We start from the raw sequence: 24,564 nt of genomic DNA, 5'->3' as shown, positions 1-24,564 counted from the left end.
GCTTGTGTCCTTTTCGTTCGGACTACGTTCGATTCCCGGGGCGCGGGGGACGTCCCGGTTCGAGGATCCCGAGGCGGGCTCCGAAATCGAGCAGGTCGTCGCGACGCTGGGTCCGGACCATCGTCTGCACCGTCTCCTTCACACCCGCGTGCATCCGTGTCTGAGCCGGGGCGATGCGTTCAGCAGATAAGAACTCGGCCAGGGCTTTGTCCCGCTGGCCGAGGTACCAGTAACTGCGTCCTCGATCGATGTGGTGGTGTGCCGTCCGTTCCGTGGCGTACCCGGCCGGGACCTTGAACTGCTCGGCCCGTTTCACCGCCGTCCTGCCGTCACCCATCTCCATTGGCAACGACACCGACCAGATCGCGACGTTCGTTGGGCCGAACAGCAACTCGAAGTCGTTGCGGTCGTGGCCCAGCCGCTCCGCCTCGGCCCGGGCACGGGCGAGGTGGAACTCCACGCCACGGCTATCGGTGCTGCGCGCACTGTTCAGCGCGCCTTTGAGGTGGAACGCACCGGTCAGGCTGGTGGCCTGCGGCCGGTCGGCCGGCATGGCGTGCAGTTCGGCGAGGGCCGTTTCGATGATTCCTCCGGCGACTTCGTGCTCGCCGATGGTCAGGAATTCCCCCGCGTCGTACCAGCGGGCCGCCAGGACGCGCAGCGGGTCGCCCGTCTCGTGCGCGGACCAGATCACACGTTCCGTGGCCAGGGTGGCCGCGGCCGAGTGCCCTGTCTTATAGAGGAACTGCATGGCGCACTCGTAGCCCTGGGTGAGCAGTTCCCAGGCGCGCGGTTGCTGGACGTCGGGCAGGACTTCGACGGCAACCTGGAGGTCGCGCAACAACTGCGGGAGTGCTTTCGCGGTCGCGCCCATGCTGGCGAACCGCCGGTGCCGGTTCATCTCCTGCACCCGCTCGGCGAGCCGGTCGAGGCTGACGTTCGCGGCCTCCGCCTCGGTGAGGCCGGCCATATGGCCATGCAGCAGCAGAGCGCGCTGCACCGAGGCGACGGCGCTGAAGGACTTCTGGCCTTCGGCATCGTCTGCGGTGGGCGTCATCGGCTGACCGGTGATCTCGCAGGGGTGAGCCGCCAGGGCGCGGGAGAAGGCCAGGATCACGGACGAGCGGTCCAGTGACCGGGTCCCGGCCTCGTATTTCTTGACGGCGGACAGCGAGAATCCGGACGTGTCGGCCAGTTGCTGCTGGGTCCACCGTCGGCGTTGGCGCAGCCCGGCAAGGCGCCGGCCGTTGTGCTGGACGTTCCTCATGTCACCCAACTGCGACATATCGGCTCCAGATCGTGGGATTCTACTGCGAACGTACCCATCGGCATGCCCGGGTACAGCCGCGGACTCCGGAGAGCCCGCCACCGGAGCGGAACCGACGAGGGACTGGTGGCGGGTCGGCGTTGCGTGCTCTTCAAACACAGTTGAGACACCTGCCCATCGAAACACTCTGTCGAGTCCACGCCCCTCTTGCTGACGGCGGAGACATGCCGGGGCACCCGGAGGTACCGCTTGGTGGCCCGTGTCAGCGGCGTCAGGCATCACATGATGCCGAAAAAAGAGGGGCTTGGCTTTCACAAAAAGTGAAAGCCCAATACGGCCCGGAGGGCCGTTCCTTTCAAAAAAAATGAAAGTCCCCCAAGGCCAGCTGGCACGAAGAACGCCCTCCACCCCAGGAGTTGGGACGGAGGGCGCAAAATGGGCAGGCTTCGCCTACACGTGGAGCCATCGGCCATAGTTCACGAGCGACTTCTGCGGCTTGCCGGGACGGCGCAACAGCGCAAGGACGGTCTCGCGGGTCGTGGGGTGATAGCGGGTCTGGGTCGGGGCCGCAGAGCGGGCCTTGAGCAGAGACTTGAGGGCGTCCTCGGGGCGGTTGATTTTCTCGTAGGCGCGACCCATGTCCATGAAGTGGTGCCCGGCCCGGTTCTTCGCCCCCCACCCCTCCATGTCGATGCGCTCGCCGACCTCCACGGCCTTGCCCGGATCGCCCAGGTCGATGCGCACCGAGGTCGCGTGGACCTCCACGTTCACGTCATCGAAGATCAGCCCGTACGGGTCACGGTGGCCGTGCAGGTGCCGGGCGATGCCGCGGGCTTCCTCGATCCGGGCGAGCGCGTCCTGCGTCGCGCTCTGCCGGCGCTGGCGCGAGTGCAGCACTGCTGCCCGCAGGTGCATGGTGCCCAGCGCGGACATCGCCCGCGGGTCGCCGCGGCGCACCGGCTCGTCCAGGAGCCGTTCCATCTCGCGGACCGCGCGCAGGCCGATGTTGTACGCGCCGTGATGCAGGAAGTAATTCCCCCGGTAGTGGGCGACAACGACCGGCAGGTAGGGGTCGGTGCCCCGCTGGGCGGCGGTCTCCATCCGGTCCAGCGCGATCAGCGCCAAGTCCAGGAAGCCCAGTTTGTGGGCGAAGTTGTTGCTCAACCGGTAGGCCATGGTCAGCGCTCCGTAGGCGCGCCCGCGCTGCTCTTCGGAAACGGTGGTGTGCACGTGGTCAAGCAGTTCGTTGATCAGGGCCGGGATCTTGACGCCGATGGCCAGGTACTCGCCACTGAGCCGGATGTCGTCAAGCGCGCGGATATCCCGCTCGATCTTCTCCAGGGCACGCAGGGGCCCGTCCGACTCCTCGGCCGGAAGCAGGGGGTTCGCGATGGCGTGACGCAGGGGCTGCACGAGCTCGGCCAGACCCGCGTCCTTGAGCGCATCGACGTACGGCTGGCCGGTCAGGTCGGTGACCGGCACATTCAACGCGGTGGCAACGGCCGCGGTGAACTTCGGAGTTGCGGCAACGGCGCCGCACTCAACCTTGCTGAGGAGGGAGTAGGAGACGTTGGCACGATTCGCCAGGCCCATCTGGGTCAGGTGCCGCTGCTTTCGGATCGCAGCGGTGTTCTGGCCGACGCTGGTGCCGCTCTCCAGGTCCGTGTTCAGGGGCATACTGGCTCCCGTTTCTTGGCATTCATCAGAACGGTACTCCCCGGAACAGAACAGCCGGTCCGGCCGAGCGCGCCATGGACCTCAACCAGAGCGCGCGCCGAACAGAGCCTCCAGTTCGGCCGCGGTCGCAAGGGCCGAGGTGTGATGAATGGCGTGGATGCCCAGCGCCCTCGCCGGCGGCAGGTTTTCGGCGTGGTCGTCTACGAAGACGCACTCGGGGCCCGTGAGGCCGAGTGCGTCCAGGGTGCGTTGGTAGATCACCGGTGAGGGCTTCCGGACGCGTTCAAGCTCGGAGAGGACCAAGGCGTCAAAGCCTTCGTCCAGCCCTAGCTCCCGGTATGGGTTGAAGGGCTCCAGGCCGAAGCTGTTGGACAGGACCGCGACCTTGACGCCGGCCTTCCGCGCTCGCCGAGCGGCCCGAACGATCAGCGGTTCGGCACGGAGATTCGCCAGCGCGCGCCGCATGAGATCCTTCGGGTCAACCCCCAGGATCTCGCCGACGACCCCGTTCCACTCCTCCTGGGTAGCGCGGCTGACCTCCAGCTCGGCATACACGCGAACCCCTTCCGGATGCTCGTCAAGAGCATGGAAGTAGGACCCCGGAGACAACTCCTCCGCCCTCTCGAACGCCACGCCGTTACATCGCATGCAGGTGGTCAGCACACCACCGAAGTCGAGGATCAAGCCCTGAAAGGCCACGCCGCTCCTTCCGGCAGCGGACACGGCGCTGAGCCGTTGGGCCCGCGCCACTGGTAGAACAACCGTGCCAGCGCACCGGCGGGGACGCCAGATGGCCATGGCTCGGCACCTGGCGGAGGCCGCACGGGGGGCAAAGTGTTCGAATGCGGGGCCCGGTACCGTCGCTGAAATGACGGCACACGCGGGCGATGAAGCGGCAGTCCAGTCGGCATGCCGCGACCTGGGCCTGGACAGCCGTGGCCTGCGCCCCTTGCGGCAGCACGCCACGGGCGTCTTCCTCCTCCCCAAGGAGGGCGCCGCCGTGAGGATCAGCGCGGCGTCTGCCGCCGCTCGCCTGACCACCGCGGTGGACCTGACGGGCTGGCTCGTAGAGCGGGGCTATCCAGCGGTGGAACCGCTGGCCCGCCCGTACCGGACGGACATGCACGTGATCACCGTCTGGACGTACTACCCGCAGGAGGACCGGACGCCTCCGGCCGTCGAGCACCTGGGGGCGCTCCTGCGGCGCCTGCACGCCCTTCCGCCCCCGCCCATTTCCCTGCCGGTCTACCGGCCGCTGGCCTCGCTCAGCTCCACCGTCGCCGCCAGCGAAACCCTGGCCCCGGAGGCGCGGGCCTGGCTCACGGAGACCATCGCCGAACTCCTGGACGACTACGCGCGGCTGGAGTTTCCGCTCGGCGCAGGGCTCGTGCACGGTGATGCCTACCCCGGCAACACGCTCTGGGACCGAAACGTCGCGCGCCTGGGGGACTGGGACGAGGCGGGCATAGGCCCACGCGAACTCGATCTCGCCAACACCATCCAGGGCCGGGCGCGGTTCGGCCGCAGCGAGCACGCGATAGCGGCCTTCACGGCTGCCTACGGATATGACCCCGCCGAGTGGGCTGGACTACCGGTCCTCGTGAAAATGCGGGACCTCCACACCCTGGGCGCCTTCATCAAACGTGCGGACGCAGGGGACTCCGAGGCCACCCGGCAGCTCATCCACCGTATCGATACCCTTCGCTTCGGTGCGTCCTCGGCGCGATGGGACATTTTTTGACCCTGCCCGGCATCGCCGTGGCGGTGTGCTTGCGCAGGAGTCCCCGGTAGCGGGCGACGGCGGTCTCGTCAACGTCCAGGACGCACCACACGGCCAGTTCTTCCGGCTCCGGGTAGTCGGCGAAGAAGTCGGGAACCGCATCGCGGTACTGCCGGAGCAAATTCGCACGCCGACTGGAGGCGGCGATGACGGCGGTCTGGCGGTGCTGGAGTGCGACGGCCGCGGACTTGCCCGTGGCTGTCTCGTGGGGGCCGGACTTTGCCCGGGATGAAGAGGGCCAGGACATGACGAACGTAGACCGTCAGGAACTTGCCCCCGTCCGGCCACCGGTCGCGCCCTCCTGGGCTCTATCATGCGGAGTGCGTTCCACTGCCCTAGTAGGGCTTGGTCATGTTGGTGCGGGGTCTGGCATGTCGCGGTGACAGGTGGGGCAGGCGCCGGTCCAGGTCGCGAGGAGTATCTGCAGCTCGCGAACGACTCGGTAGAGGCTCAGGCCGACGCCGTCTCTTTTGGGGATCGGCTCAGCCGCTGAAGGGTGCAGAAGGCGTGGGCGACCGAGACGAGGGTGACGTGGTGGTGCCAGCCTGGCCAGGTCCGGCCTTCGAAGTGAGCTAGGCCGAGGGCCTGTTTCATCTCTCGATAGTCGTTCTCGACGCGCCAGCGGAGCTTCGCGGTGCGCACGAGGACGGGCAACGAGGTGGTCTCGGGCAGGTTGGAGAGCCAGAACTGCACGGGCTCGTCCTGGTCGGCTGGCCATTCGGCCAGCAGCCAGCGGACCGGAAGTTCGGTGCTGGCCGTGGCCTTGCGGATCTCACGTCCGGCGGGCCGGACCCGCAGGGCCACGAAGCGCGAGTACATGCGCTTGTACCCGCTGCGGCCACTGCCCGGCCGCGATCCCTCTCTCCACTGCACCGGCCGCGCGGAGGATTTGCCGGCCTCGATGACCAGGCTCTTCACCTGCTGGGCCGGCTCGGGGCAGGCAGGATGCGGCCGTGGGCCGCGGCCGGAGTAGGCCGGGATGCACGGCTGTGTGTCCTCGGGTTGCGCGGTGGTTGTGGTCGAGATGCCCACCACGTAGTCGAGGCTGCGTTCTTCCAGGCCGAGCCGGAAAGCGGCGGTGTCCCCATAGCCGCCGTCGGCGATGACCTGGGGCACCTCGATGCCCCAGGACCGTGTTTCGTCGATCATGTCGAGGGCCAGCTGCCACTTCTCGACATGGCCTGCCTGGGCGGGGATGGCGCACTTGTCCCGGCGGGCCACTTTGACCGGATCGGCCTTCGGCGAGGCGGGATCCCAGCTCCCGGGCAGGAACAGACGCCAGTTCACCGCCGCCGAGGCACCGTGGGAAGCCAGGTGCAGCGAGACTCCGGCCTGGCAGTTGGTGACCTTGCCCGCGGTGCCGGTGTACTGCCTGCTCACGCACGCCGACGCGTTCCCGTCCTTGAGGAACCCGGTGTCATCGATGATCAACGCGGTGGGCTTGACGACCGGCTGCATACGCCAGGCCAGGCGGGCCCGCACATGCGCCGCATCCCACGGGCTGGAAGTGACGAAGTGGGCCAGCGCCTGCCGGTTCCCGTCTTCGCCCAGGCGGGCGGCCATCGGCTCCACCGACTTGCGCCCGCCGTCCAGCAGCAGGCCCCGCAGATAGACCCCGCCCCACCGTCGCTGATCCGCCCGCGCGAACGGCTCGAACATCTCCGCCGCGAAGTCCTCCAGATCACACCGGACCGCAGCCAACTCCTCACCCAGCACGCCCGTTCAACGACACGACCGATCAAGAAGACACGCCATCACAGGCCGCACATGACCAAGCCCTACTAGTGATCCGGTCTTAAGTTCTGGCGTCACCACGTGAGTCGTGTTCCGTTTCAGATCACGGGTTCGGTGGTGACGGGGCTGGTGGTCTGCTGTTTGCTGAAGGCATGGGAGACAGCAGGCTGGAGCCGCTCGTCCTGTCGGACGTCGAGATGTTGACGTTGCAGGGCTGGGCAAAGCGGCGCACGACTGCGCAGGGACTGGCGCTGCGTGCACGGATCGTGCTCGCCTGCGCGGCGGGCGGGAGCAATACGGCCGTCTCCGCGCGGCTTGACGTCAACCGGATGACAGTCAGCCGCTGGCGGGCCCGATTCCTTCGCGACCGGCTCGAAGGTCTGGCCGACGAGCCACGCCCCGGGGTGCCGCGCACCCTCACCGACGCCCAGGTCGAGGAGGTGGTGGTGCGCACTCTCGAAGAGGTTCCCGAGGGCGGCACCCACTGGTCGAAGCGCGAGCTGGCCCGGCAGGTGGGGATCTCACCCACCAGCGTGCACCGCATCTGGCGGGCCTTCGGCCTGCAGCCCTGGCGGACCGAGGAGTTCAAGATCTCCCCGGACCCGCTACTGATCGACAAGATCCGGGACGTGGTCGGGCTCTATCTGGCACCACCGGCCCACGCGGTGGTCTTCTGCGTCGACGAAAAACCGCAGATCCAGGCACTGGAGCGGACCGCACCGGTGCTGCCGATGCTGCCCGGAGTGCCCGAGCGCCGCAGCTTCGACTACGTGCGGCACGGCACCATCGACCTGTTCGCCGCGCTGAACACGGCAACCGGGAAGGTGATTAGCCGTCTGTCCGCACAGCACCGGGCCGTTGACTTCCGGGACTTCCTCGCCGAGATCGACCGCCAGACCGAGCCCGGCCTGGCGGTCCACGTCATCTGCGACAACCTCTCCGCCCACAAGGCACCGGCGGTCCACAAGTGGCTGCTCGCGCACCCCCGGTTCACCCTGCACTTCACCCCGACCTACTCGTCGTGGATCAACCAGGTCGAGCGGTGGTTCGCCGAACTGCAACGACGCTGCCTGGAACGCGGCGTCTTCTGCTCACTCGACGACCTCAAGACCGCACTCGACGAATGGATCAAGGTCTGGAACGAAGCCGCCCGGCCCTTCAAGTGGACGAAGACCGCAGACCAGATCATCGACCGGATCTGCCGCTACTGCGACAGGATCTCCGGACCAGATCACTAGGGGCATGGCTGCACGAATGGCCCGTCTCCCCCGGATACGGCCTGGGGGAGACGGGCCATTCCTGCTGTCAGGCGTGGTTGGTGTAGGTTTCCCAGGAGCGAGTCCAATTGGAACTCAGTGACCTGCGAGTATCGCGGGTGGCGATAGGGGCTTCGGGCAAGATCTTCCACTTCAGGTGTCCAGGGGGTCCGGTAGGAAGCGGGTCAGTGAACCGGCGTTGATGTCAAAAGTTTTGCCAGCGTGTGATTTCAGCTGTCAGCTCCGAGCGCGTTGAAGCGGTTGGCGTACTCGCGACGGGCCTTGTGCTGTGCCGGGATCGTCGTGGCGTTGTCGAGCGGCTGGCAGCGATCGAGGAGTCGGCGGTGGACCTCCGGCTCGGCGCTGACCCGCAGGATGTAGCCCTGGCCGCGCCGTACAGTGACGCCTTGGTCGAGCGCGGCCCTCAGGGCGAGAGGCCCCTCCGAGACACACCGCCGAAGAAGCTCAGTGGGGCTGGCGTTGCAGCCGGGTAGACGTGTCGGTGCCCATCGACATTCAGTTCCCACCGGGCTCATCGCCGTATGGCCCGCATGCGTAGCCCCACGGGGTGCATGGCAATTCCTGTCGCAGGGCGTACTTGTCGACCGGCAAGAGATTCTACGCGCCAGCGAGCGGAAATGTCGGCCAGCGCGAGGGCGTTCTCGACCAGCGCGAAGGTGTCGCCGATGCATTTGCGGGCGCCTGCCCCGAAGGGAAGGTATGCGCTGTCGCGCGTGGGGGCGGTGGAGGCGTTGATCCACCGGTCTGGATGGAAGCGGTGCGGATTGGGGAACAGCTCTGGCCGGTGGTGGAGGAGATAGGGGCTGTACATGGTGGTGGTGCCTGTGGGGAGGAAGTGACCGCCCAGCTGTGTGTCGGTTGTCGTGGTTCGGGTGAACAGCCAGCCGGGGGACGACAGGCGCAGTGTCTCGGTGATGATCCTGCTGGTCACCTGCAGTTTGGGCAGGGCGTCGTAGGTGGCGCGGCCTTGGAGGACGGTGTCAACCTCGGCATGCAGCTGGTCACGGGTGTGAGGGTTGTGCGCCAGTAGGTGCAGTGCCCAAGCAAGGAGAGATGCCGAGGTCTCCGCCCCTCCGACGAAGAGTGTCAGGACTTGGTCGACGAGTTCGGCGTCGGTGAGCTGGTCGTTCGAGTCCGTGGCATCGTCCTGGAAAGTCAGCAGGACGGACAGCAGGTCGTCATGGCTGGTTCCGGTGGACCGGTATTCGGTGATGATCTTGGAGATGGTCCGGCGGAGTCGGGTACGGGCCCGATCGTAGCGGCGCCGTCCTGGCGTGGGGAGCTTGTCGAGCGGGGGCGGGGTGAGCACCCGGCGGTAGACACCCGCCATGGTGGCCGCGAGGTCATCGACGACTTCGCCGATTTCGGGGCGCGAGTGGACGCCCGAGAAGATGGTTGCTGTGAGGGACTGGACGGCGATTCTCGTGGTTTCAGTCAGGACGTCGATGACCTGGCCATCGCGCCAGGACTCGGTGATCACAGCGGTCTGTTCGGTGATTGCCTTCGCGTAGCCCGGGAGGCAGCTTCGGTGGAACGCAGGCTGAACGAGGCGGCGCTGCCGTCGGTGTTCGTCGTGTGGACATGTGGCCAGTCCGTTGCCGAAAACCTCCTGCAGCCGAGTGAAGACGGGGCCGCCTTTGTCGAAAGTCCGGTCATCGACAAGCATCTGCCGGACCAGCTCGGGTGAACAGACCATGACCGCTTTGAAGGGACCTAACCTTACCTGCACCAGGTCACTGCATGCTGCGATGGAGGTCAAGAACCGTAGCGGGTCACGGAATACGGGCACCGCATGGCCAAGAAGAGGCCAGGCGCCCGGGGCGTCGGCGATGGGAACTGTGGTCTGCATCCTCGGTCCGATCTGTCAGCCCATCTCTTCTGAGTGAGTGGGGTCTGAATCGCTTCTGCTGAGCTCCGCAGTAGGTCCTGCCAGCGGCGCCCTCAAACGCTGGCGTCCTTCACACGCTCGCGGAGGACAAGATCGAGGTGGTGGTCGTGTGCGAGGTGGCTGCCGGTGTCGGTGTATCGGGGAATGATGGCCTGGCTGTGGCTTGCCCCACGCAGGTAGTGAGCACAGGTGTCTGTCCATGCCTGTATCCCCTGGCAGTCGTGCTCAGTTAGGCCCGACGCAGCGGCAAGGTCAGGCAGACCTGTGGTGAGGACGGTAAAATCGTCAGCCAGACGCCAGATGTGTTCGGCTGTCTTCAGCCGAGCATCCTCCGGAGAGACCCCGTCGTCCTCCCAGGCGAGCAGTACGTTGTCGTCGTTGCCGTCAACTCGTTCGCGCTCGACCGAGTAGAGGTCGTTTAGGAGAACGGTGATGTCGGTGACGATGTGGCGGACACGCTGAATCTCCGGCAGGGCGAAGAAGGCCGGAGGGATCTCCCAGCCGCAGGCAATCTCGAACAGGTCGCCGTAGGCGTGCATGCCGACGGTGAGGCGGCGTACCGCCATGCGATCCGCGAAAGAGAGCGGCCCCTCGCCTTGCGTACGGTGGGCCACGGCTTGGACTACACCGCCCCACCACAGTGTCAGATGGTGGCGGTGGCGCCGCAGCCAGGACGCGCTCATGAGGCGTTCACAGTCGGCAAGAAGATCGACGACAGCGCGGGAGAACGGATGCCGCGACACCAGCGGTTGCGACGCGGTGCATTCGATGGCCGCCATCATGTGATTCATTACGCGGCAGGTGTCGCCTAGTCGACGCCCCAAAGGGGTACTGTCGAACTGGTCGTCGAACATGATTCCCATCGACAGCCATTTGTCGACCAGCAGCAACCGGTCTGCGGGCGCGTCGGGGAAGCACCACGCTTCGAGCGAGGTGAGGTCAACGTGGTCCCACCAACGGCAGGCCGTCTCGGTGGGGAGCATCCCCATGGCCTTGGCCCAGGCGCGGGTCTGGCTTCGTGTGGTGTCCGCGTGAGGGCTTTGGCGGAGTGGGAAGGGCAGCTCCAGTTCGGGCCATGGGGCGGGGTTAGGCGATGCCTCTGCGTGGGACCCGGTACTTCCGTGAGTCTTCATTCGCACTCCCATGTCTGACCTGTCTTGTCTGCTGGGAACCGTCTAGGCCCTTGCGGGGCCTGTACGGTGTTCACTTCGTTCCGTGGGTCTTCAGTACCCGTGTCGGCTTGCCGGGGTGGATCGGTCAGCAGCGCCTGATGCAGGCGTGCTTGGCTGCGAGCAGCGAGGCTCCGGCACGGGTCCCGGCGTTGATTTCCCTCCTCCAGTGCTCCGGGACTCCTTGGGCAGCGAGACGGCGATTGACTCGTCGGCGGTTTTGACGATCTCCACGTCGCCGCAGCCCTTCTCGGAGAGCGAGGCCAGGACCTCCTCGACCAGGACGTCCGGGACGGAGACGCCGATGGTGGAAGCGCCCTCCAGCCAGGTCTCGTCGATCTCCTGGGCGAAGTCGGCCGGGTAGGCGGCGTCCGCGCCGGCACCGAGGGCGGCCTCGGCCATGCGCTTGGAGTTCGAGGAGTTACGGGAGCCGACGACGATGACCAGCTGGGCGTCCTCGGCGAGCTTCTTGACCGCGGTCTGGCGGTTCTGCGTGGCGTAGCAGATGTCGTCGCTGGGCGGGGAGAGGAGGTTGGGGAAATGGGGCTTCAGGGCGTCGACCGTCTCTGTCGTCTCGTCGACGGAGAGGGTGGTCTGGGAGAGCCAGACGACCTTGGACTCGTCGCGGACCTCGACATTGGCGATGGCCTCGGGGCCGTCGACCGGCGTGATGTGATCGGGGGTCTCGCCGGAGGTGCCGATGGCTTCCTCATGGCCCCTGGGGCCGATCGGGAGGACGTCGTAGTCTTCGTTCGCGTACCGGATCGCTTCCTTGTGGACGTTGGTCACCAGGGGGCAGGTCGCGTCGATCGTGGCGAGGTTCCGCTCGGCGGCCTCCGCGTGGACGGTCGGGGTGACGCCATGCGCGGAGGACATGACGATGGAGCCCTCTAGGACCTCTTCGGTCTGCTCGACGAAGATCGCGCCTTTCCGCTCCAGGGTCTGTACGACGTACTTGTTGTGGACTATCTCGTGGCGGCCATAGATCGGGGCCCCGTACTGCTCCAGGGCCTTCTCGACGGCGGTCACGGCACGGTCCGCGCCGGCGCACCACCCGCGAGGACGGGCCGGTAGCGCCCGCCTGTATGCCTGGTTGGTGGTTGGTGCGGGGGGCTGCTCGGTGGTACTCACGCGGTCCTCCATACGGTACGTCCGGCCAGTTCCACGAGCGTTCTGCGCACGGGGGAAGGCAACGGGGCCTCGTGGAGCGCTTTGATGGCCTGGTCGAAGAGTTCGGTGATCATGCATTCCACGATCTGATCCGCACCCGTAGCCCGCAGCACTGTGCGGAGGGCCGTGGCCGCGTCCTCGTCGAGACGGGGGTTGCCGTATAGAGTGTTCAGCAGGCGTGTCTGGGCTGTGTCGGCTGCCCGCAGGGCCTGGGAGATGAGGATGGTGTGCTTGCCCTCACGCAGATCGTCGAGCGCCGGTTTGCCGGTTTCCTCCTGGCGGCCGAAGACACCAAGGAGGTCGTCGCGCAGTTGGAAGGCTTCCCCCAAGGGGGTGGCAAACGCGCTTAGTTGGTCGAGTAGAGGCTGGTCGGCGCCTGCTAGGGCGGCACCGATCTGCAGAGGGCGCTCGATAGTGTATTTGGCCGTTTTGTAGCGGCTGATATGCAGGGTACGGGCGATGTCAGTGGTGGGGTGGCCTGTGGCGACCAGGTCGAGGTACTGGCCGTACATGACTTCCGTGCGCATGACATCGATCAGCGGGAGCACACGCTCGCGTTGATCAGCGGTGAGCGCCGCGGTGTGACTGTGGAGGAGTTCGTCGGACCAGACGAGAGCCAGGTCTCCGATCAACACCGCGGAGCAGTCCCCCAATTGGTGGGCGGCTTGGGGGGTACGGCCTCGGCGGTGACGGCTCGTGAAGGAGCGGTGCACGGTGGGTCGGCCGCGTCGAGTGTCGGAACGGTCCATCACATCGTCGTGGATCAGGCAGAACGCATGGAACATCTCCAGTGCCGCCCCGATCTGGACGGCCTGGTCGGCACCTCCCGTGCCGCCCACGGCCTGCCAGCCGAGGACACACAGCATGGGGCGGATGCGCTTGCCCCCGGCGTGTAGGAAGTCTCCGAGCGTGCGGGGGATCTCGGAGGGCAGCCCGCTGGATTCGGCGGCTGTGGTCTTGCGCTGGACGAAGTCGTCCAGGATCTGTGCGATGCGATGGTGTACCTCAATGGCCTGTGGATCGACAGGGTTGTTGCGGGACTGCGGTGGGACCGCATGGGTGCCGGTGGACGTGGTCATGATTCATCGCCTGCCTCCTGGTAGACGGTATGGGTGAGAGCGAGGGCCTCTTCGAGGAGGGCGTCGACGATCTGTGATTCGGGGACGGTGCGCAGGACTTCGCCCCGGCGGAAGATCTGGCCTTTACCGTTGCCGCAGGAGACGCCAAGGTCGGCTTCGCGGGCTTCACCCGGGCCGTTGACCACACAACCCATGACGGCGATGCGCAGGGGGTGGGGGAAGCCGTTGAAGGCGGCCTCGACCTGGCTCGCGAGGCGGTGGATGTCGACTTGGAGGCGGCCGCAGCCGGGGCAGGAGACGATCTCCAGCTTCCGTGGGCGCAGGCCGAGCGAGGCCAGGATGTGGCAGCCGGCCTTCACCTGCTCGACAGGGCCGGCGGAGAGGGAGACGCGGATGGTGTCGCCGATGCCCTCGTTCAGGAGGATGCCGAAGGCGACGGCGGACTTGATGGCGCCCTGGAAGGCGGGGCCGGCTTCGGTGACGCCGAGGTGGAGGGGGTAGTCGCATTGTTCGGCGAGCAGTCGGTTGGCGGCGATCATCGTCAAGGGGGCGTGGTGTTTGACGGCGATCTTGAGGTCGGTGAAGCCGTGTTCCTCGAACAGGGAGCATTCCCACAGCGCGGATTCGACCAGCGCCTCGGGGGTGGCGGATCCGTGCTTGGCCAGCAGGCGCGGGTCGAGGGAGCCGGCGTTCACGCCGATGCGGATGGGCACCTGGGCTGCCGTGGCGGCCTCGGCGATGTCGGCGACGCGGTCGTCGAATTTCTTGATGTTGCCGGGGTTGACGCGGACGGCGGCGCAGCCCGCGTCGATGGCGGCGAAGACGTAGCGGGGCTGGAAGTGGATGTCGGCGACCACGGGGATCGGGGACTTGGCGGCGATGGCGGGCAGGGCGTCGGCGTCGTCCCGGGAGGGGACGGCGACGCGGACGATGTCACAGCCGGCGGCGGTGACCTCGGCGATCTGCTGCAACGTCGCGTCGATGTCGGCGGTGTTGGTGGTGGTCATGGTCTGGACGGTGACCGGTGCGCCGCCGCCGACGGGGACATCGCCGACATGGATTTGCCGTGTGCGGCGGCGCACCGGGGTCTTGGCGGGGATCGGGGGCAGGCCGAGGTCGATGGCGGTCATCACATGGTCCTCAGAGGGGTCCGAAGCAGGGGGCGGCGGTCGCCGGCCACCCGGTCGAGGTGGCGCAGCGCGGAGTCGGCGATGCCCGGGCCGTCGAGGCTGGCCTCTGTCAGCAGGCTGCCGCGGGGGCCCTGGGGGAGGAAGGCGTGGGGCAGGCCGAGGTTGGCCACAGGGGTGTTGATGCCGGCGTCGCGGCAGGCCTGGGCGATGGCGGTACCGGTGCCGCCGGTGCGGGTGCTGTCCTCCACCGTGGCCACCATCTGGTGACGCGCGGCGAACCATTCCAGTGCGGGGTTGACCGGGATCAGCCAGCGGGGGTCGACGACGGTGACGCCGATGCCGCGGTTCTCCAATTCCCCGGCCGCCTCCAGAGCCGGCCTGGCCAGCGGCCCGGTGGCGACCAGGAGCAGGTCCAGGGAGCGGGAGACGCTGCGGTGGAGGATGTCGATGCCGTTCATGTGGGCCTGGGCCGGGATGTCCGCTCCGGCGGAGGCTTTGGGCAGGCGCAGTGCGGTGGGGCCGTCGTCGGTGTCGAGGGCCTCGGTGAGAAGCAGGCGCAGTTGGGCGGCGTCGCGGGGGGCGGCGATGCGCAGGCCGGGCACGGCGGCCAGCACGGTCAGGTCCCACATGCCGTGGTGACTCGGTCCGTCGGGGCCGGTGACGCCGGCCCGGTCCAGGACGAAGGTGACGGGCAGGCCGTGCAGGGCCACGTCCATCAGCACCTGGTCGAAGGCGCGGTTGAGGAAGGTGGCGTACAGGGCGACGACGGGGTGGTAGCCGGCCATGGCCATCCCCGCCGCGGAGGTGACGGCGTGCTGCTCGGCGATGCCGACGTCGAAGACCCGCTCAGGAAACTTCGTCGCCATGGGATTGAGGCCGGTGGGGCGCAGCATAGAGGCGGTGACGGCGACGACATCCGCACGCTCCTCTGCCAGTTCCACCAGGGCGCGGCTGAAGACGCTGGTCCATGAAGGGGCGCTGGGACCGGTGGCGGCGGGGGGCCGGGCGGTGGCGGGGTCGAGGGTGCCGACGGCGTGCAGGCAGTCCGCCGGATCGGCCTCCGCCGGCGCGTACCCCCGGCCCTTGGTGGTCAGCGCGTGCACGACCACGGGCCGGTGCAGTGCGCGGGCCTGTCGCAGGGCGCATTCCACGGCGCCGGTGTCATGGCCGTCGACGGGACCGAGATAGGCGAAGCCCAGGTCTGTGAACAGGTTGGGGCGCGGTGCGGGACCGGCGCCGTTGCCGTCGTGCTTGAGGGCGTCGAGGTGGCCGGCGAGTGCGCCGGTGGTGGGGGCGTAGGAGCGGCCGTTGTCGTTCAGGACGAGGATCACCGGGCGTTCGGGGGCGCCGCCGATGTTGTTCAGGGCCTCCCAGGCCATGCCGCCGGTTAGCGCGCCGTCGCCGACGACCGCCACCACGGCCCGGTCGCTGTGGTGCGCCAGGGCGCGGGCCTTGGCCAGGCCGTCGGCCCAGGACAGGGCGACGGAGGCGTGGGAGTTCTCCACCCAGTCGTGCGGGGATTCCTCACGGCAGGGGTAGCCGGAGAGCCCGCCGGCCTGGCGCAGGTGGTCGAAGTCCCCCTGTCGCCCGGTCAGGAGCTTGTGTACGTAGGCCTGGTGGCCGACGTCGAAGACGATCGCGTCGCGCGGGGAGTCGAAGACCCGGTGCAGGGCCAGGGTCAGCTCCACCACGCCGAGGTTGGGTCCCAGGTGCCCGCCGCTCGCGCAGACCTTCTCGACCAGGAAGGTACGGATCTCCTCTGCCAGGCGCGGCAGTTGACCGGGCGGCAGGGACCGCAGCTCGTCCGGCGAGGTGACGGTGTCCAGCAGGGTCGGAGTCTGGGTGCTCATGGGGTACGCACTTCCTTCGGCGGGGCGAACCGCACCGTTTCGGCGGTGGTGGAGTGCTCCTGAACGGTGACCGGTCCCAGGCCCGACAGGGCGGAGATGACCTCGTCCACCAGGAGCTGCGGGGCCGAGGCGCCGGCGGTCAGCGCCACCGTGGCGACGCCGGCGAGCCAGTCGGGGCGGATCTCGGTGGCATCGTCGATGAGGTGGGCCGCGGTGCCGGCGCGCTGGGTGCGTTCCACCAGGCGCAGTGAGTTGGAGGAGTTGGCCGAGCCGACGACCAGCACCAGACCGGCGCCGGGGACAATGGCCTCCAGGGAGTTCTGGCGGTTGGTGGTGGCGTAGCAGATGTCGTGTGACGGTGGTTCCTTCAGGCGCGGGAAGCGGGCTCGCAGCGCGTCGATGACCTCGGTGGTCTCGTCCACGGCCAGGGTGGTCTGGGTGAGGTAGGTGACCCGGTCCGGGTCGGGCACCTCCAAGTGGCCGACGTCTTCCGGTGCTTGGATCAGAACGCTGTGCCCCGGAGACTCGCCGAGGGTGCCCTCGACCTCCTCGTGCCCGGCGTGCCCGATCAGGACGACGGTGTCCCCGCGCGCCGAGAACCGGCGGGCCTCGGCGTGCACCTTGGTCACCAGCGGGCAGGTGGCGTCGACGACCTCCAGGCCACGCCCCTTGGCCTCCTCCCGTACGGCCGGGGAGACGCCGTGCGCGGAGAAGACCACCGTCGCCCCCTCGGGCACCTCGTCCAACTCCTCGACGAACACCGCCCCGCGCCGCTCCAGACCGCGTACGACATGGATGTTGTGCACGATCTGCTTGCGCACGAACAGCGGACGCCCCTGCCGCCCGGGCTGCTCCAGGAGGCGTTCGACCACCTCGATGGCCCGCTCCACCCCCGCACAGAACGACCGCGGGGCGGCCAGCAGCACCGTGCGGGGCCCGGCCGCCCCCGCCCAGGCCGCGACGGCCGCACGGGCGGCGGCCATCGCGGCTGAGGACCGGGCACCGGCGGCGAGTCCCGCGCACCTTCCGCCGCCGGCGGGTACCTCCGCCACCGCCGCCCGGACCGGGCCGACGGTGCCTCGGGGCAACAGCCGCACCCGGCCCCTGCGCACCGCCGGACCGCTCCGGGCGATCGTCCCGGCCAGCAGGGGCGCCGCCGGGCACGGCACCGCCCCGCCGTCGGAGCGGCGCAGTTCGCTGGCGACCAGCACCTGGTCGTCGCTCAGGCCGGGCTGGGGGGCGGCCATGGCGAGCGGGGATAGTACGGGTTGTTGCGGCATGCCGCTCCGCCTCCTTGTCGGTGGTCTCTGGTTCGGTCGCGGTTCTGGTTCGGTCCTGGTCCGGCCCCGAACGCCGGGGCAGGGCTTGCGCCGTGGAAGTGACAGGCGTAGCCGGGCTCCTTTCCACACCGCGCGCCCCGGCCGGTTGTCCGGGGTGCGCCACGGGCCCGGCGAACCGGAACGGCACCGGGCTCACCTCCACGACTAGCCCGCCCACCGCGGCCCGACACCGGCCCGTGCAGGGCAAGCCGTGAACGCGTTGAACGCTTGCGCGCTTGTGAAAAACGCTCGTGACTGCAGAGGAACAAAAGACCTCAGGACACAGCCCCGCCCCCACCAACACCCGCGCCCGGCCTCAACCACCTGACGGTGGCCGCGGGGACGCGCCCTCACCCGGCGTGGGCGCGGACCGCCCCTCCGGATGGGAGCGGTGCAGCCGGGCGCGCCGGCTGGACGACAGGCCGCCGAAGCACCACCCCTGCACCGCCGGCTCGCAACGGGCGACGCCACGGATCAATTGGCCACCCTGTGCCGAGCCGACACCGATCCCGCCCAACAGGCTGCGCTCATCGCCGGCTCGGCCGACTCCCCGTCACTCGCGGCTATGCGCAGCTGGCTCGCCGCCTGGGAGAACGCCGGCCGCCCGGCCCCGAGACCTACATACCGGCGCTGGTGCGCTACGACGACCGGGTCGTCAGCGGCAGGAATCTGCGGCTGTCCCGGTAGGTTGACCCGACAACGGTCCCGGCCCCGCCCTTCCCCCGTGGGACGGAGCCGGGGCCGACTGTTCGGCTCACCTCTCGGTGCTTTGCTCGCCCACCGGTTCAGCTTCGGGCTCACCGGCCCCGGCTGGGCGCGGTGGACGGGGGGCAGAGCGAGGCGGTTGCTCATGTCCAGCTCGAAGCGCCCGTACATCTCCTTACCTGGACACCTTCGAGTGATGCCCGAACCGGTGCCGTGGCGGTGGCAGTGCGGGGCTCGTTAGCTCATCCGAGTGCAGGCCGGGGAAGCCGGCGTGCGGGTGGTCAAGGAACGCGATGACGGTGTCGTTCGCCGAGTACGGCAGATAGTCCTTGCGCGGACTCACCGCGTCACATCGACGGCAGGGACCGGCCGTCCCGCCGGCGCGGGACCACCGCCGGCGGACCTTGTCCGGCTCGGGGATCAGCAGATCGCCGATCTCGCAGCCGAGCGCGACGCAGATGACGTCCAGGTCCTCCAGTTTGAGAGAGACCGGCTGGCCGGACCACAGCCCGGACATCTTCCCGGCCGAGATCACCAACCCGTGCCCAGCCAGGCCCCGTTGGAGTTCGGCTGCCTTCCAGATACCCTTGTTCGCGGCCGTCAGCCGCAGGTTCCACATGAGAACGCTTCAGGAATCCCGAAGTTACGTCAGTCGACGACAAGACACTCCGACAAGGGAGAACGCTCTGGCCACGGGGCCAGCGGGGCTCAGGGGAACTCGTGGGATGTCGCACATCCAATGCGAGGGGCGTTCACCAGGACCTATTGGGTATTTTGAGGGGTTCTTCTCCCTGTTGGGTCCTTTAACCAGTGTTCTTTGTCGATGTGCCTGTAGATCGTGCGGGCAGTGAAGCCGAGTTCGTTGGCGACTTCGCGCACGCTGTAGTTGCCGGAGGTGAGCATCTCCTGGGCGAGGGCCTTCTGGTTGGCGTCGAACAGCCGGTCCTTGGGACGGGAACCGTGGCCTCGCGGGCGGAGGGGGATACCCATCTCTTTCGCCCGCCTGTTGAGGTAGGTGGAGATTCCGAGTTCCGCGGCGATGTCCCGCAGGGTCCGGTTCCGGTTGACGTACTCGTGTCGGAGCCAGGCTGCGTCGATGCTCCGAGGCTGCCGGTGGCGGCGAGGAATGCCGTAGTCGTTGAGGAGGTGTTCGATCGCCTTGCGGCTGACGTGGAACTGCTTGGCGATCGCCGGGACGCTCTGCTGCTCGTGGTGGTGAAGGCACCGAAGTTCTTCAGGGGGAAGCCGGTCGGACAGTGCCCAGGCGACACGACGGCTGGAGTGCTGCTGGGTGACGCTCAGCGGCACCGGGTGGAGTTCAAGGAGGCAGCGGACGGCATCGGTGGTGAGGTCGAGTTCCTTTGCGACGGTGCGTGGAGTGAGCCGTTCGCTGTGGATAAGACGGTGGATCTCGGATGCCCGGCATTGGCTGAGGTCTGTTCCGGGCAGCCGTCGGCCGGCCAGCAGTGTGGTCGGTGGGTGCCAGGTCACCGGTTCGCTGGTCACGTGGTGCTGATTGAGGAACTTGTCTGCGTGAGCGTCGAGTTCGGCCAGGAGCCGGGGCGTGAGGAATGTCGCGAAGGTGGACAGCTCGGCGCGTTGACGGGGTTCGGTCAGCGCATAGTCAGCGGGTGCTTGCTCGGCGGGCAGACCGCTGAGGCGTTCGAAGAGCCACCGGCGGGCGGTGAGCGGTTTGCGTGAACCACCGGGGAAGTGGTGTGCGCGACGGCTCAGCGCTTTCCAATCGTCTTCCGGCAGCAGAGTGCGGTAGTCGAGACGTCGACGGCGCTGGTAGTCGATGGGTGAGCCGTGTCGGTCGAGATGATCTGCCAGGGCGGTCAGCGCGGCATCGATGGCTGGCCAGTCGGGGTGGCTCTTGAGTCGGTGCAGCAGGAGTGCGACGTGGTCAGGCGGGAGGCAGGATCCGAGTCGTCGGCTGGCATCGTGGATGGCGTCGGTGGATCCGTTCAGGGCGAGATGGACGGACAGGCCGTGGCAGAGGTCCTGGAAGGTCTGGCTGTGGTGGCGAAGCAGGGATGCCAGTGCGACCGTCCAGACCGTCCAGACCGTCCAGACCGGCCAGAGCAGGCTGGGCAGGTGCGCAGTCCGGTCGGAACGAGGGCGGGTCGGCCGGACTGGTGTGGTGGTTGGGCGGTGGAGGGCTGCGGCCTGCAGGGCGAGAACGAGTTCGCTGGCCGCGCCACGGCGCTGGATGAGAGCTTTCCCCGCTGGGGTCCCGGGGACGGGCGTGAAGATCCAGGCCAAGGTGGCCCCGGCTTCTCGAACATCGTCGATATTCAAGGCCTGTGTGGCGAGGGTGACCGCTGCGGCGGCGATCTCGGCTCGGGCAGGGCCAACGGACGCGGCGCGTATCTGTGAGGAGTTGGGCGTGGTGCTGGGTGCTATCTCACGGGCCCGGAAGAAGGCTTCGGTGATGTCCGCGGGAAGGTGCTGAAGAAGCTCGTGGTCGGGGCGGGACAGGATGAGTTTGCTGAGCGTGCGGATGTCGTTGAGGCAGTGGGAGACGGGAACACCCGGGTAGAGGCCGAAGCGGGCGGTGCCGTTGTGTACGGCTTCGAGGACGAGGGCCTGGGGGGCCTTGACCCAGAATCCTGGACACGGATTATGCGGCTGGTGTCAGCGTAGTTGACGGTGTTCGGGACGCTGTCTCGAAGGCGAGGGGGCTGCGATGTCCCAGGCGGGAGTGACGGCGTCTGGTGTTGTAGCGGTTCAGCCAGCGGAACGCGTCGAGGCGGGCCTCGCGCTCGCCGGACCAGTGCTTTCGGCCTTGGAGCGTCTCGCGTTTGAACGTCGCGTTGAAGGACTCGGCGAGTGCGTTGTCCGCGCTGGAGCCGACGGCGCTCATGGACTGGCGGACGCCGGCTTGGCGGCAGGCGTCGGCGAAGGTCCGGCTGGTGTACTGAGCGCCGTGGTCGGTGTGCATGACGGCCCCGGCGAGGCTGCCGCGGGTGCGTTCGGCGGCGGCCAGGGCGTCGGTGACGAGCTCGGTGCGCATGTGATCCGCGATCGCCCAGCCGGCCAGGCGACGTGAGGCGAGGTCGATGACCGTGGCCAGGTAGAGGAACTTCCAGTTGTCCAGCGGGAGATAGGTGATGTCACCAACGTACTTCGTGTTCGGTTCACTCGCGGTGAAGTCGCGTCCGATCAGGTCCGGGACCTTCGCCGCGGACGGGTCCGCGATCGTGGTGCGGTGCCTGCGACGCAGCCGCACGCCGCCAAGCCGATGGTCCGCATCACGCGCGCGATCCGCTTGTGGTTGACGCGCCAGCCGTCCTCGCGGAGCTCGGCGGTGATCCTCGGGACTCCGTAGGTGCCGTCCGACTCGCGGTGCACGGCTCGTATCCGGGCGGCGAGCTGGACGTCGGCCGCCTGGCGGGAAGCCCGGTCCGCAGCCGTCGCGCTCCAGTAGTAGAAGCTGGAGCGGGCGACGCCCAGAATGGTGCACAGCCGCTTCACGCCGTAGCGGCGCTGGTGGTCGGCGACGAACTGGAAGCGGTTCACCAGCGCGTCTCCCCGGCGAAATACTTCGCCGCTTTGCGCAGGATCTCTCGTTCCTCCTCCAACTCGCGGACCTTCTTGCGCAGAGCGGCGTTCTCCGCCTCCAACGGTGTCGGCGGCTCCGCCGACACCTCCGCCCGGCGCCCCCGGGGCCGACTCGCACCAGCTGCCCGAACCCAGTTGCGCAGGGTCTAGGGATTGATCCCCAGATCGGCGGCGACCTGCCGGATCGTCGCCTCGGGCCGCGACCGGTACAGCGCGACCGCGTCCGCCTTGAAGTCCGGCGGATAGTTCTTCATGACCACGAGATGTCCGTTCTCAGATCCTCAGGATCCAGTGTCTCGTGTGTCCAAGATCAGGGGTCAAGCCCCGTCACCGAGTGGTGGCTGCATGCCCACTGACCTGATCCAACCAGGCGTTCAGTGAGCGACTCTGGTCCGAAAAAGGATCGCCGCCGACACATCCGGCGCCGCCCGGCTCCACCCCCAACGGCCAACCCACAGCGCCTATTAGGCGTATCAGGGCGCCAGCCGCCCTGTTCGCGTGCCGTTCCGGGACCGTCGGCTGAAAGTGGCAACGCCAACACAAAAACACCACCTACGCCAAGATCCGCGGCGTCGGCGAGCAGGCCATGGCCACCTTCAAGGCAAGCCACACCAGCCGCTAAAGAATAGTTCCGCTTGACATGGTGCAGAGAAGGTTCCTGTGGGCCCTGGAGATGCCCTGGAACCAGGCGACCAGGGCGGAGGCCAGGGACTTCTGCCGGTGGCTCCAGCTCGCTGACAAGCCCGTCCGGGTGCACTGGCGGCATCAGCGCAAGGGCGTCGTGACACCTACGATCCCCGCGCCGCGATCGGAGCCGGGCATGCGGCTCCGGGAAGCCCGGACCCGGCTGGAGGCGATCCGTGCCGCACCGGACAGAGGTTCCTTCACGGTCCTGGGCGATACCTACACAAAAGCTGCCCGCCCTTCCCGCCTCACAAGCTACGGATCCGCCTGCGCCTTCGACTCAACAGGCCGCAGGCACTACTTCGCCCAGGACGAGCACCGGGCATTCTGGGGCTGGGCTGCGATCGAGGTTCTTCGCCACACCGGTGTCCGGATCGAGGAATTGCTGGAGACCAGCCACCACAGCATCACCCAATACACCCTGCCATCCACCGGCGAACTCATTCCCCTGCTGCAGATCGCCCCCTCCAAGACCGACCAGGAACGGCTTCTGGTCGTCAACCTTGTTGGCGATCAGGGAGTTCGCACCGCAGAAGAGGCGGAACTGGTCCTCACCGCTATCGCCGACCCTCTGGCTACGGTTCCGCTGCTTCGGCAACTCGCCCCCGTTCCCTGCACGCCGGATCGGCGCTTCGTGATCAAGCCCCTGCTTGGGCTTCGGCTAGGACACGGTACAGCGAGGCAATCGATCGCGGCGTGCACTTCGAAGCATGGGTCTGCGCGCTGAAGCACTGCCTGAGACGAACTACGGAAATCGCGTGTGAGGTGGAAACTTCAGCGCACAGGTCAGGCCCAGTGTCTGCTGAAGGACTGAACCGGTGCCCGACAGCGGATGGGTGGACCGGGCCGGCCCCTGGCCTCCTTCCCTAGGCGGTCCACCTCTCTTTTGGGGCTACTGGTTCTGCGGGTGGGCGATCATGTCGAGTGAGCTCTGGATGGCGTTCATCTGGGCGCCGATGTAGGCCACCCAGCGGCTTTTGGGGAAGAGCCGTGCATGCCCTGACAGAATCCCGTTGATCACGCTGCTGATCTGCGTGGCCTTCACCTCGGCCCAGTGCCGCTCCCACTCCTCCAGCTCGTCGGCGTCCCCGCAGAAGTGGTAGCCGGACTGGAACGACCACAGCAGCAGCGGCCAGCCCTTCTCGCCGGCGAGTTCGTGGTAGGCGGCGAGCCCGCGCACGATCTGCGAGCGGGAGAGCTCGGTGACCGCCATCAGCCGGGGCTTCTTCAGCCCGGCCGGTGCGACCTCCATCAACGCCAGACGGATCGCATCGGCGTGACGGGCGGAGGAGGGCGAACGGCGCCGGTCGCGCTCCCTGCTGGAGCGCGGCACGGCTACTCGCCTCGCAGGAGCCGGGCCAGCGCCTCGTCCACGTCCACCTCGCCGGTTTCGGCGGCGTGCTCGATCCACCCCAGCGCGGCGCGGACCCGGGCGACGTTCTCGCGCAGAACCGCCTGCTCGTCGTCGCTCAGGGTGCGCCCGCGCAGGCCGGGAACGACCCGGTTCGTCGTGGCGACGAACGCATGGCAGGCCCCGACCAGGTCCAAGAACTCCGCCGTCCGCTCGAAATGCCTGAGGGCAGGCGCGAGTTCGCTGGTCCGCTCGTACTCCTCGCGAGCCTGACGCCCGCGCTCGACCTGCGCATGATTGACGGACTGCCTGGCGCGGTCGTCTCCCATGGCTTTGAAGGCGACATCGGGACGGTGCAGCAGCCTGCGGGCGGCCTCGGCGGCGACCTGCTCGTCGTGGGCGAGCCCGCCGATCGCCTCGATGCGCGCCTTCGTGGGCACGTTCTCGGCGACTGCCGGGCGTTGCAGCAGGTCGGAGGCGATCTGGGCGGCGACCCGGTCGTCGGTCGCCAGGCCGTGGATCGCGGTCACCTTCTCCTGCACCGACCGAGGATTCGACACTTGCCAGCCCATCTCCCGCTTCGCGGCGTCCTGGGTCCACCGGTGCGTTCCGTAGTGCTCGTTGAGCGGCGGCTTGCGGATCAGCTCGAACCGGTCCGGGCGCCCATTCAGAATCCGGTGGATGTCCAACGACACCCCCTTGACCCGCTGCTTCGGCGGCCAGTGAGCAGCCGTGCTGCGGTAGCTCATCACGCTGGACGTCGACACCCCGACATCGTCCGCGAACCGGGCCAGGGTCTCCTCGACCGTCTGGACATCCCTTGACTCGATGTGGAAGTCGTCCCGGGCGAAGCCCTCATTTTGGCGGTGTTGGCGGGTGGGGTTGCTCCGGAGCGGCCCGGAGACGGTGACCCGGTGTTC

18 protein-coding genes and 1 pseudogene are annotated in these 24,564 nt (G+C 68.0%); 3 read left to right on the top strand and 16 right to left on the bottom strand.

Going from position 1 to position 24,564, the window contains the following annotated elements; all coding sequences use genetic code 11:
- Positions 1-22: 22 nt before the first annotated feature.
- The 3 genes from AC07AB_RS00095 to AC07AB_RS00085 form a co-directional block, all read right to left on the bottom strand.
- Positions 23-1,285, bottom strand: a complete 1,263-nt coding sequence (locus AC07AB_RS00095) for a helix-turn-helix domain-containing protein (protein WP_478557504.1) — start codon at positions 1,283-1,285, stop codon at positions 23-25.
- A 432-nt stretch (positions 1,286-1,717) separates the two neighbouring features.
- Complete coding sequence (locus tag AC07AB_RS00090) at positions 1,718-2,944, bottom strand: helix-turn-helix domain-containing protein (RefSeq protein WP_478557501.1); 1,227 nt, start codon at positions 2,942-2,944, stop codon at positions 1,718-1,720.
- A gap of 81 nt (positions 2,945-3,025) precedes the next feature.
- On the bottom strand, positions 3,026-3,643 hold the full coding sequence (locus AC07AB_RS00085) for an HAD-IA family hydrolase (protein WP_478557498.1): 618 nt from the start codon (positions 3,641-3,643) through the stop codon (positions 3,026-3,028).
- Positions 3,644-3,812: 169 nt separating this feature from the next.
- Here AC07AB_RS00085 and AC07AB_RS00080 point away from each other — a divergent pair, with 169 nt between their 5' ends.
- Entirely contained in the window at positions 3,813-4,685 is an 873-nt protein-coding gene (locus tag AC07AB_RS00080) for a phosphotransferase enzyme family protein (protein WP_478557495.1), read from the top strand.
- Positions 4,686-5,174: 489 nt separating this feature from the next.
- On the opposite strand, the gene AC07AB_RS00075 is transcribed toward AC07AB_RS00080, so the two are convergent.
- Positions 5,175-6,383, bottom strand: coding sequence for an IS701 family transposase (locus AC07AB_RS00075; protein WP_478559639.1), 1,209 nt, complete (start codon positions 6,381-6,383; stop codon positions 5,175-5,177).
- 227 nt (positions 6,384-6,610) lie between these two features.
- Here AC07AB_RS00075 and AC07AB_RS00070 point away from each other — a divergent pair, with 227 nt between their 5' ends.
- Positions 6,611-7,696 (top strand): IS630 family transposase, encoded by a 1,086-nt coding sequence (locus AC07AB_RS00070; RefSeq protein WP_478557492.1) that lies wholly within the window; start codon positions 6,611-6,613, stop codon positions 7,694-7,696.
- 550 nt (positions 7,697-8,246) lie between these two features.
- Here AC07AB_RS00070 and AC07AB_RS00065 read toward each other — a convergent pair.
- The 10 genes and pseudogenes from AC07AB_RS00065 to AC07AB_RS00020 form a co-directional block, all read right to left on the bottom strand.
- A complete protein-coding gene (locus AC07AB_RS00065) occupies positions 8,247-9,584 on the bottom strand; it encodes a cytochrome P450 (RefSeq protein ID WP_478557489.1) in 1,338 nt (445 codons plus the stop codon).
- 92 nt (positions 9,585-9,676) lie between these two features.
- Positions 9,677-10,606 carry a terpene synthase family protein gene (locus tag AC07AB_RS00060; protein WP_478557486.1) on the bottom strand — a complete coding sequence of 310 codons (930 nt, stop codon included), beginning with the start codon at positions 10,604-10,606 and terminating at the stop codon, positions 9,677-9,679.
- Between the two features lie 240 nt (positions 10,607-10,846).
- Positions 10,847-11,923, bottom strand: a complete 1,077-nt coding sequence (locus tag AC07AB_RS00055) for a 4-hydroxy-3-methylbut-2-enyl diphosphate reductase (protein WP_478557483.1) — start codon at positions 11,921-11,923, stop codon at positions 10,847-10,849.
- Positions 11,920-13,041: a polyprenyl synthetase family protein gene (locus AC07AB_RS00050; RefSeq protein WP_478557480.1), complete on the bottom strand. Its 1,122-nt coding sequence runs from the start codon at positions 13,039-13,041 to the stop codon at positions 11,920-11,922. The genes AC07AB_RS00055 and AC07AB_RS00050 overlap by 4 nt, the downstream gene beginning before the upstream one ends.
- Positions 13,038-14,171 carry a flavodoxin-dependent (E)-4-hydroxy-3-methylbut-2-enyl-diphosphate synthase gene (gene ispG, locus AC07AB_RS00045; protein ID WP_478557477.1) on the bottom strand — a complete coding sequence of 378 codons (1,134 nt, stop codon included), beginning with the start codon at positions 14,169-14,171 and terminating at the stop codon, positions 13,038-13,040. The genes AC07AB_RS00050 and ispG overlap by 4 nt, the downstream gene beginning before the upstream one ends.
- Positions 14,171-16,021, bottom strand: coding sequence for a 1-deoxy-D-xylulose-5-phosphate synthase (locus tag AC07AB_RS00040; protein WP_478557474.1), 1,851 nt, complete (start codon positions 16,019-16,021; stop codon positions 14,171-14,173). Before AC07AB_RS00040 ends, ispG begins: the two co-directional genes overlap by 1 nt.
- Positions 16,018-17,268 carry a 4-hydroxy-3-methylbut-2-enyl diphosphate reductase gene (gene ispH / locus AC07AB_RS00035; RefSeq protein ID WP_478557471.1) on the bottom strand — a complete coding sequence of 417 codons (1,251 nt, stop codon included), beginning with the start codon at positions 17,266-17,268 and terminating at the stop codon, positions 16,018-16,020. The genes AC07AB_RS00040 and ispH overlap by 4 nt, the downstream gene beginning before the upstream one ends.
- 952 nt (positions 17,269-18,220) lie before the next feature.
- Positions 18,221-18,664 carry a helix-turn-helix domain-containing protein gene (locus tag AC07AB_RS00030; protein WP_478557468.1) on the bottom strand — a complete coding sequence of 148 codons (444 nt, stop codon included), beginning with the start codon at positions 18,662-18,664 and terminating at the stop codon, positions 18,221-18,223.
- A gap of 143 nt (positions 18,665-18,807) precedes the next feature.
- A complete protein-coding gene (locus AC07AB_RS00025) occupies positions 18,808-20,346 on the bottom strand; it encodes a helix-turn-helix transcriptional regulator (protein ID WP_478557465.1) in 1,539 nt (512 codons plus the stop codon).
- Positions 20,347-20,668: 322 nt separating this feature from the next.
- A pseudogene (locus AC07AB_RS00020) lies at positions 20,669-21,869 on the bottom strand (IS3 family transposase).
- A 380-nt stretch (positions 21,870-22,249) separates the two neighbouring features.
- Between AC07AB_RS00020 and AC07AB_RS00015 the strand changes: the two are divergent.
- A complete protein-coding gene (locus AC07AB_RS00015) occupies positions 22,250-23,020 on the top strand; it encodes a hypothetical protein (RefSeq protein ID WP_478557462.1) in 771 nt (256 codons plus the stop codon).
- Between the two features lie 165 nt (positions 23,021-23,185).
- Here the strand turns inward: AC07AB_RS00015 and AC07AB_RS00010 are convergent, their stop codons facing one another.
- Together AC07AB_RS00010 and AC07AB_RS00005 are read right to left on the bottom strand one after the other, a co-directional pair.
- On the bottom strand, positions 23,186-23,626 hold the full coding sequence (locus tag AC07AB_RS00010) for a RacP protein (RefSeq protein ID WP_478557459.1): 441 nt from the start codon (positions 23,624-23,626) through the stop codon (positions 23,186-23,188).
- 2 nt (positions 23,627-23,628) lie between these two features.
- On the bottom strand, positions 23,629-24,564 hold a 936-nt coding region (locus AC07AB_RS00005; RefSeq protein WP_478557456.1), incomplete at its 5' end, for a DUF6192 family protein.

The organism is Streptomyces sp. NPDC044033 (genome assembly GCF_056434425.1).
This window is presented reverse-complemented; position numbering and strand designations above follow the sequence as displayed.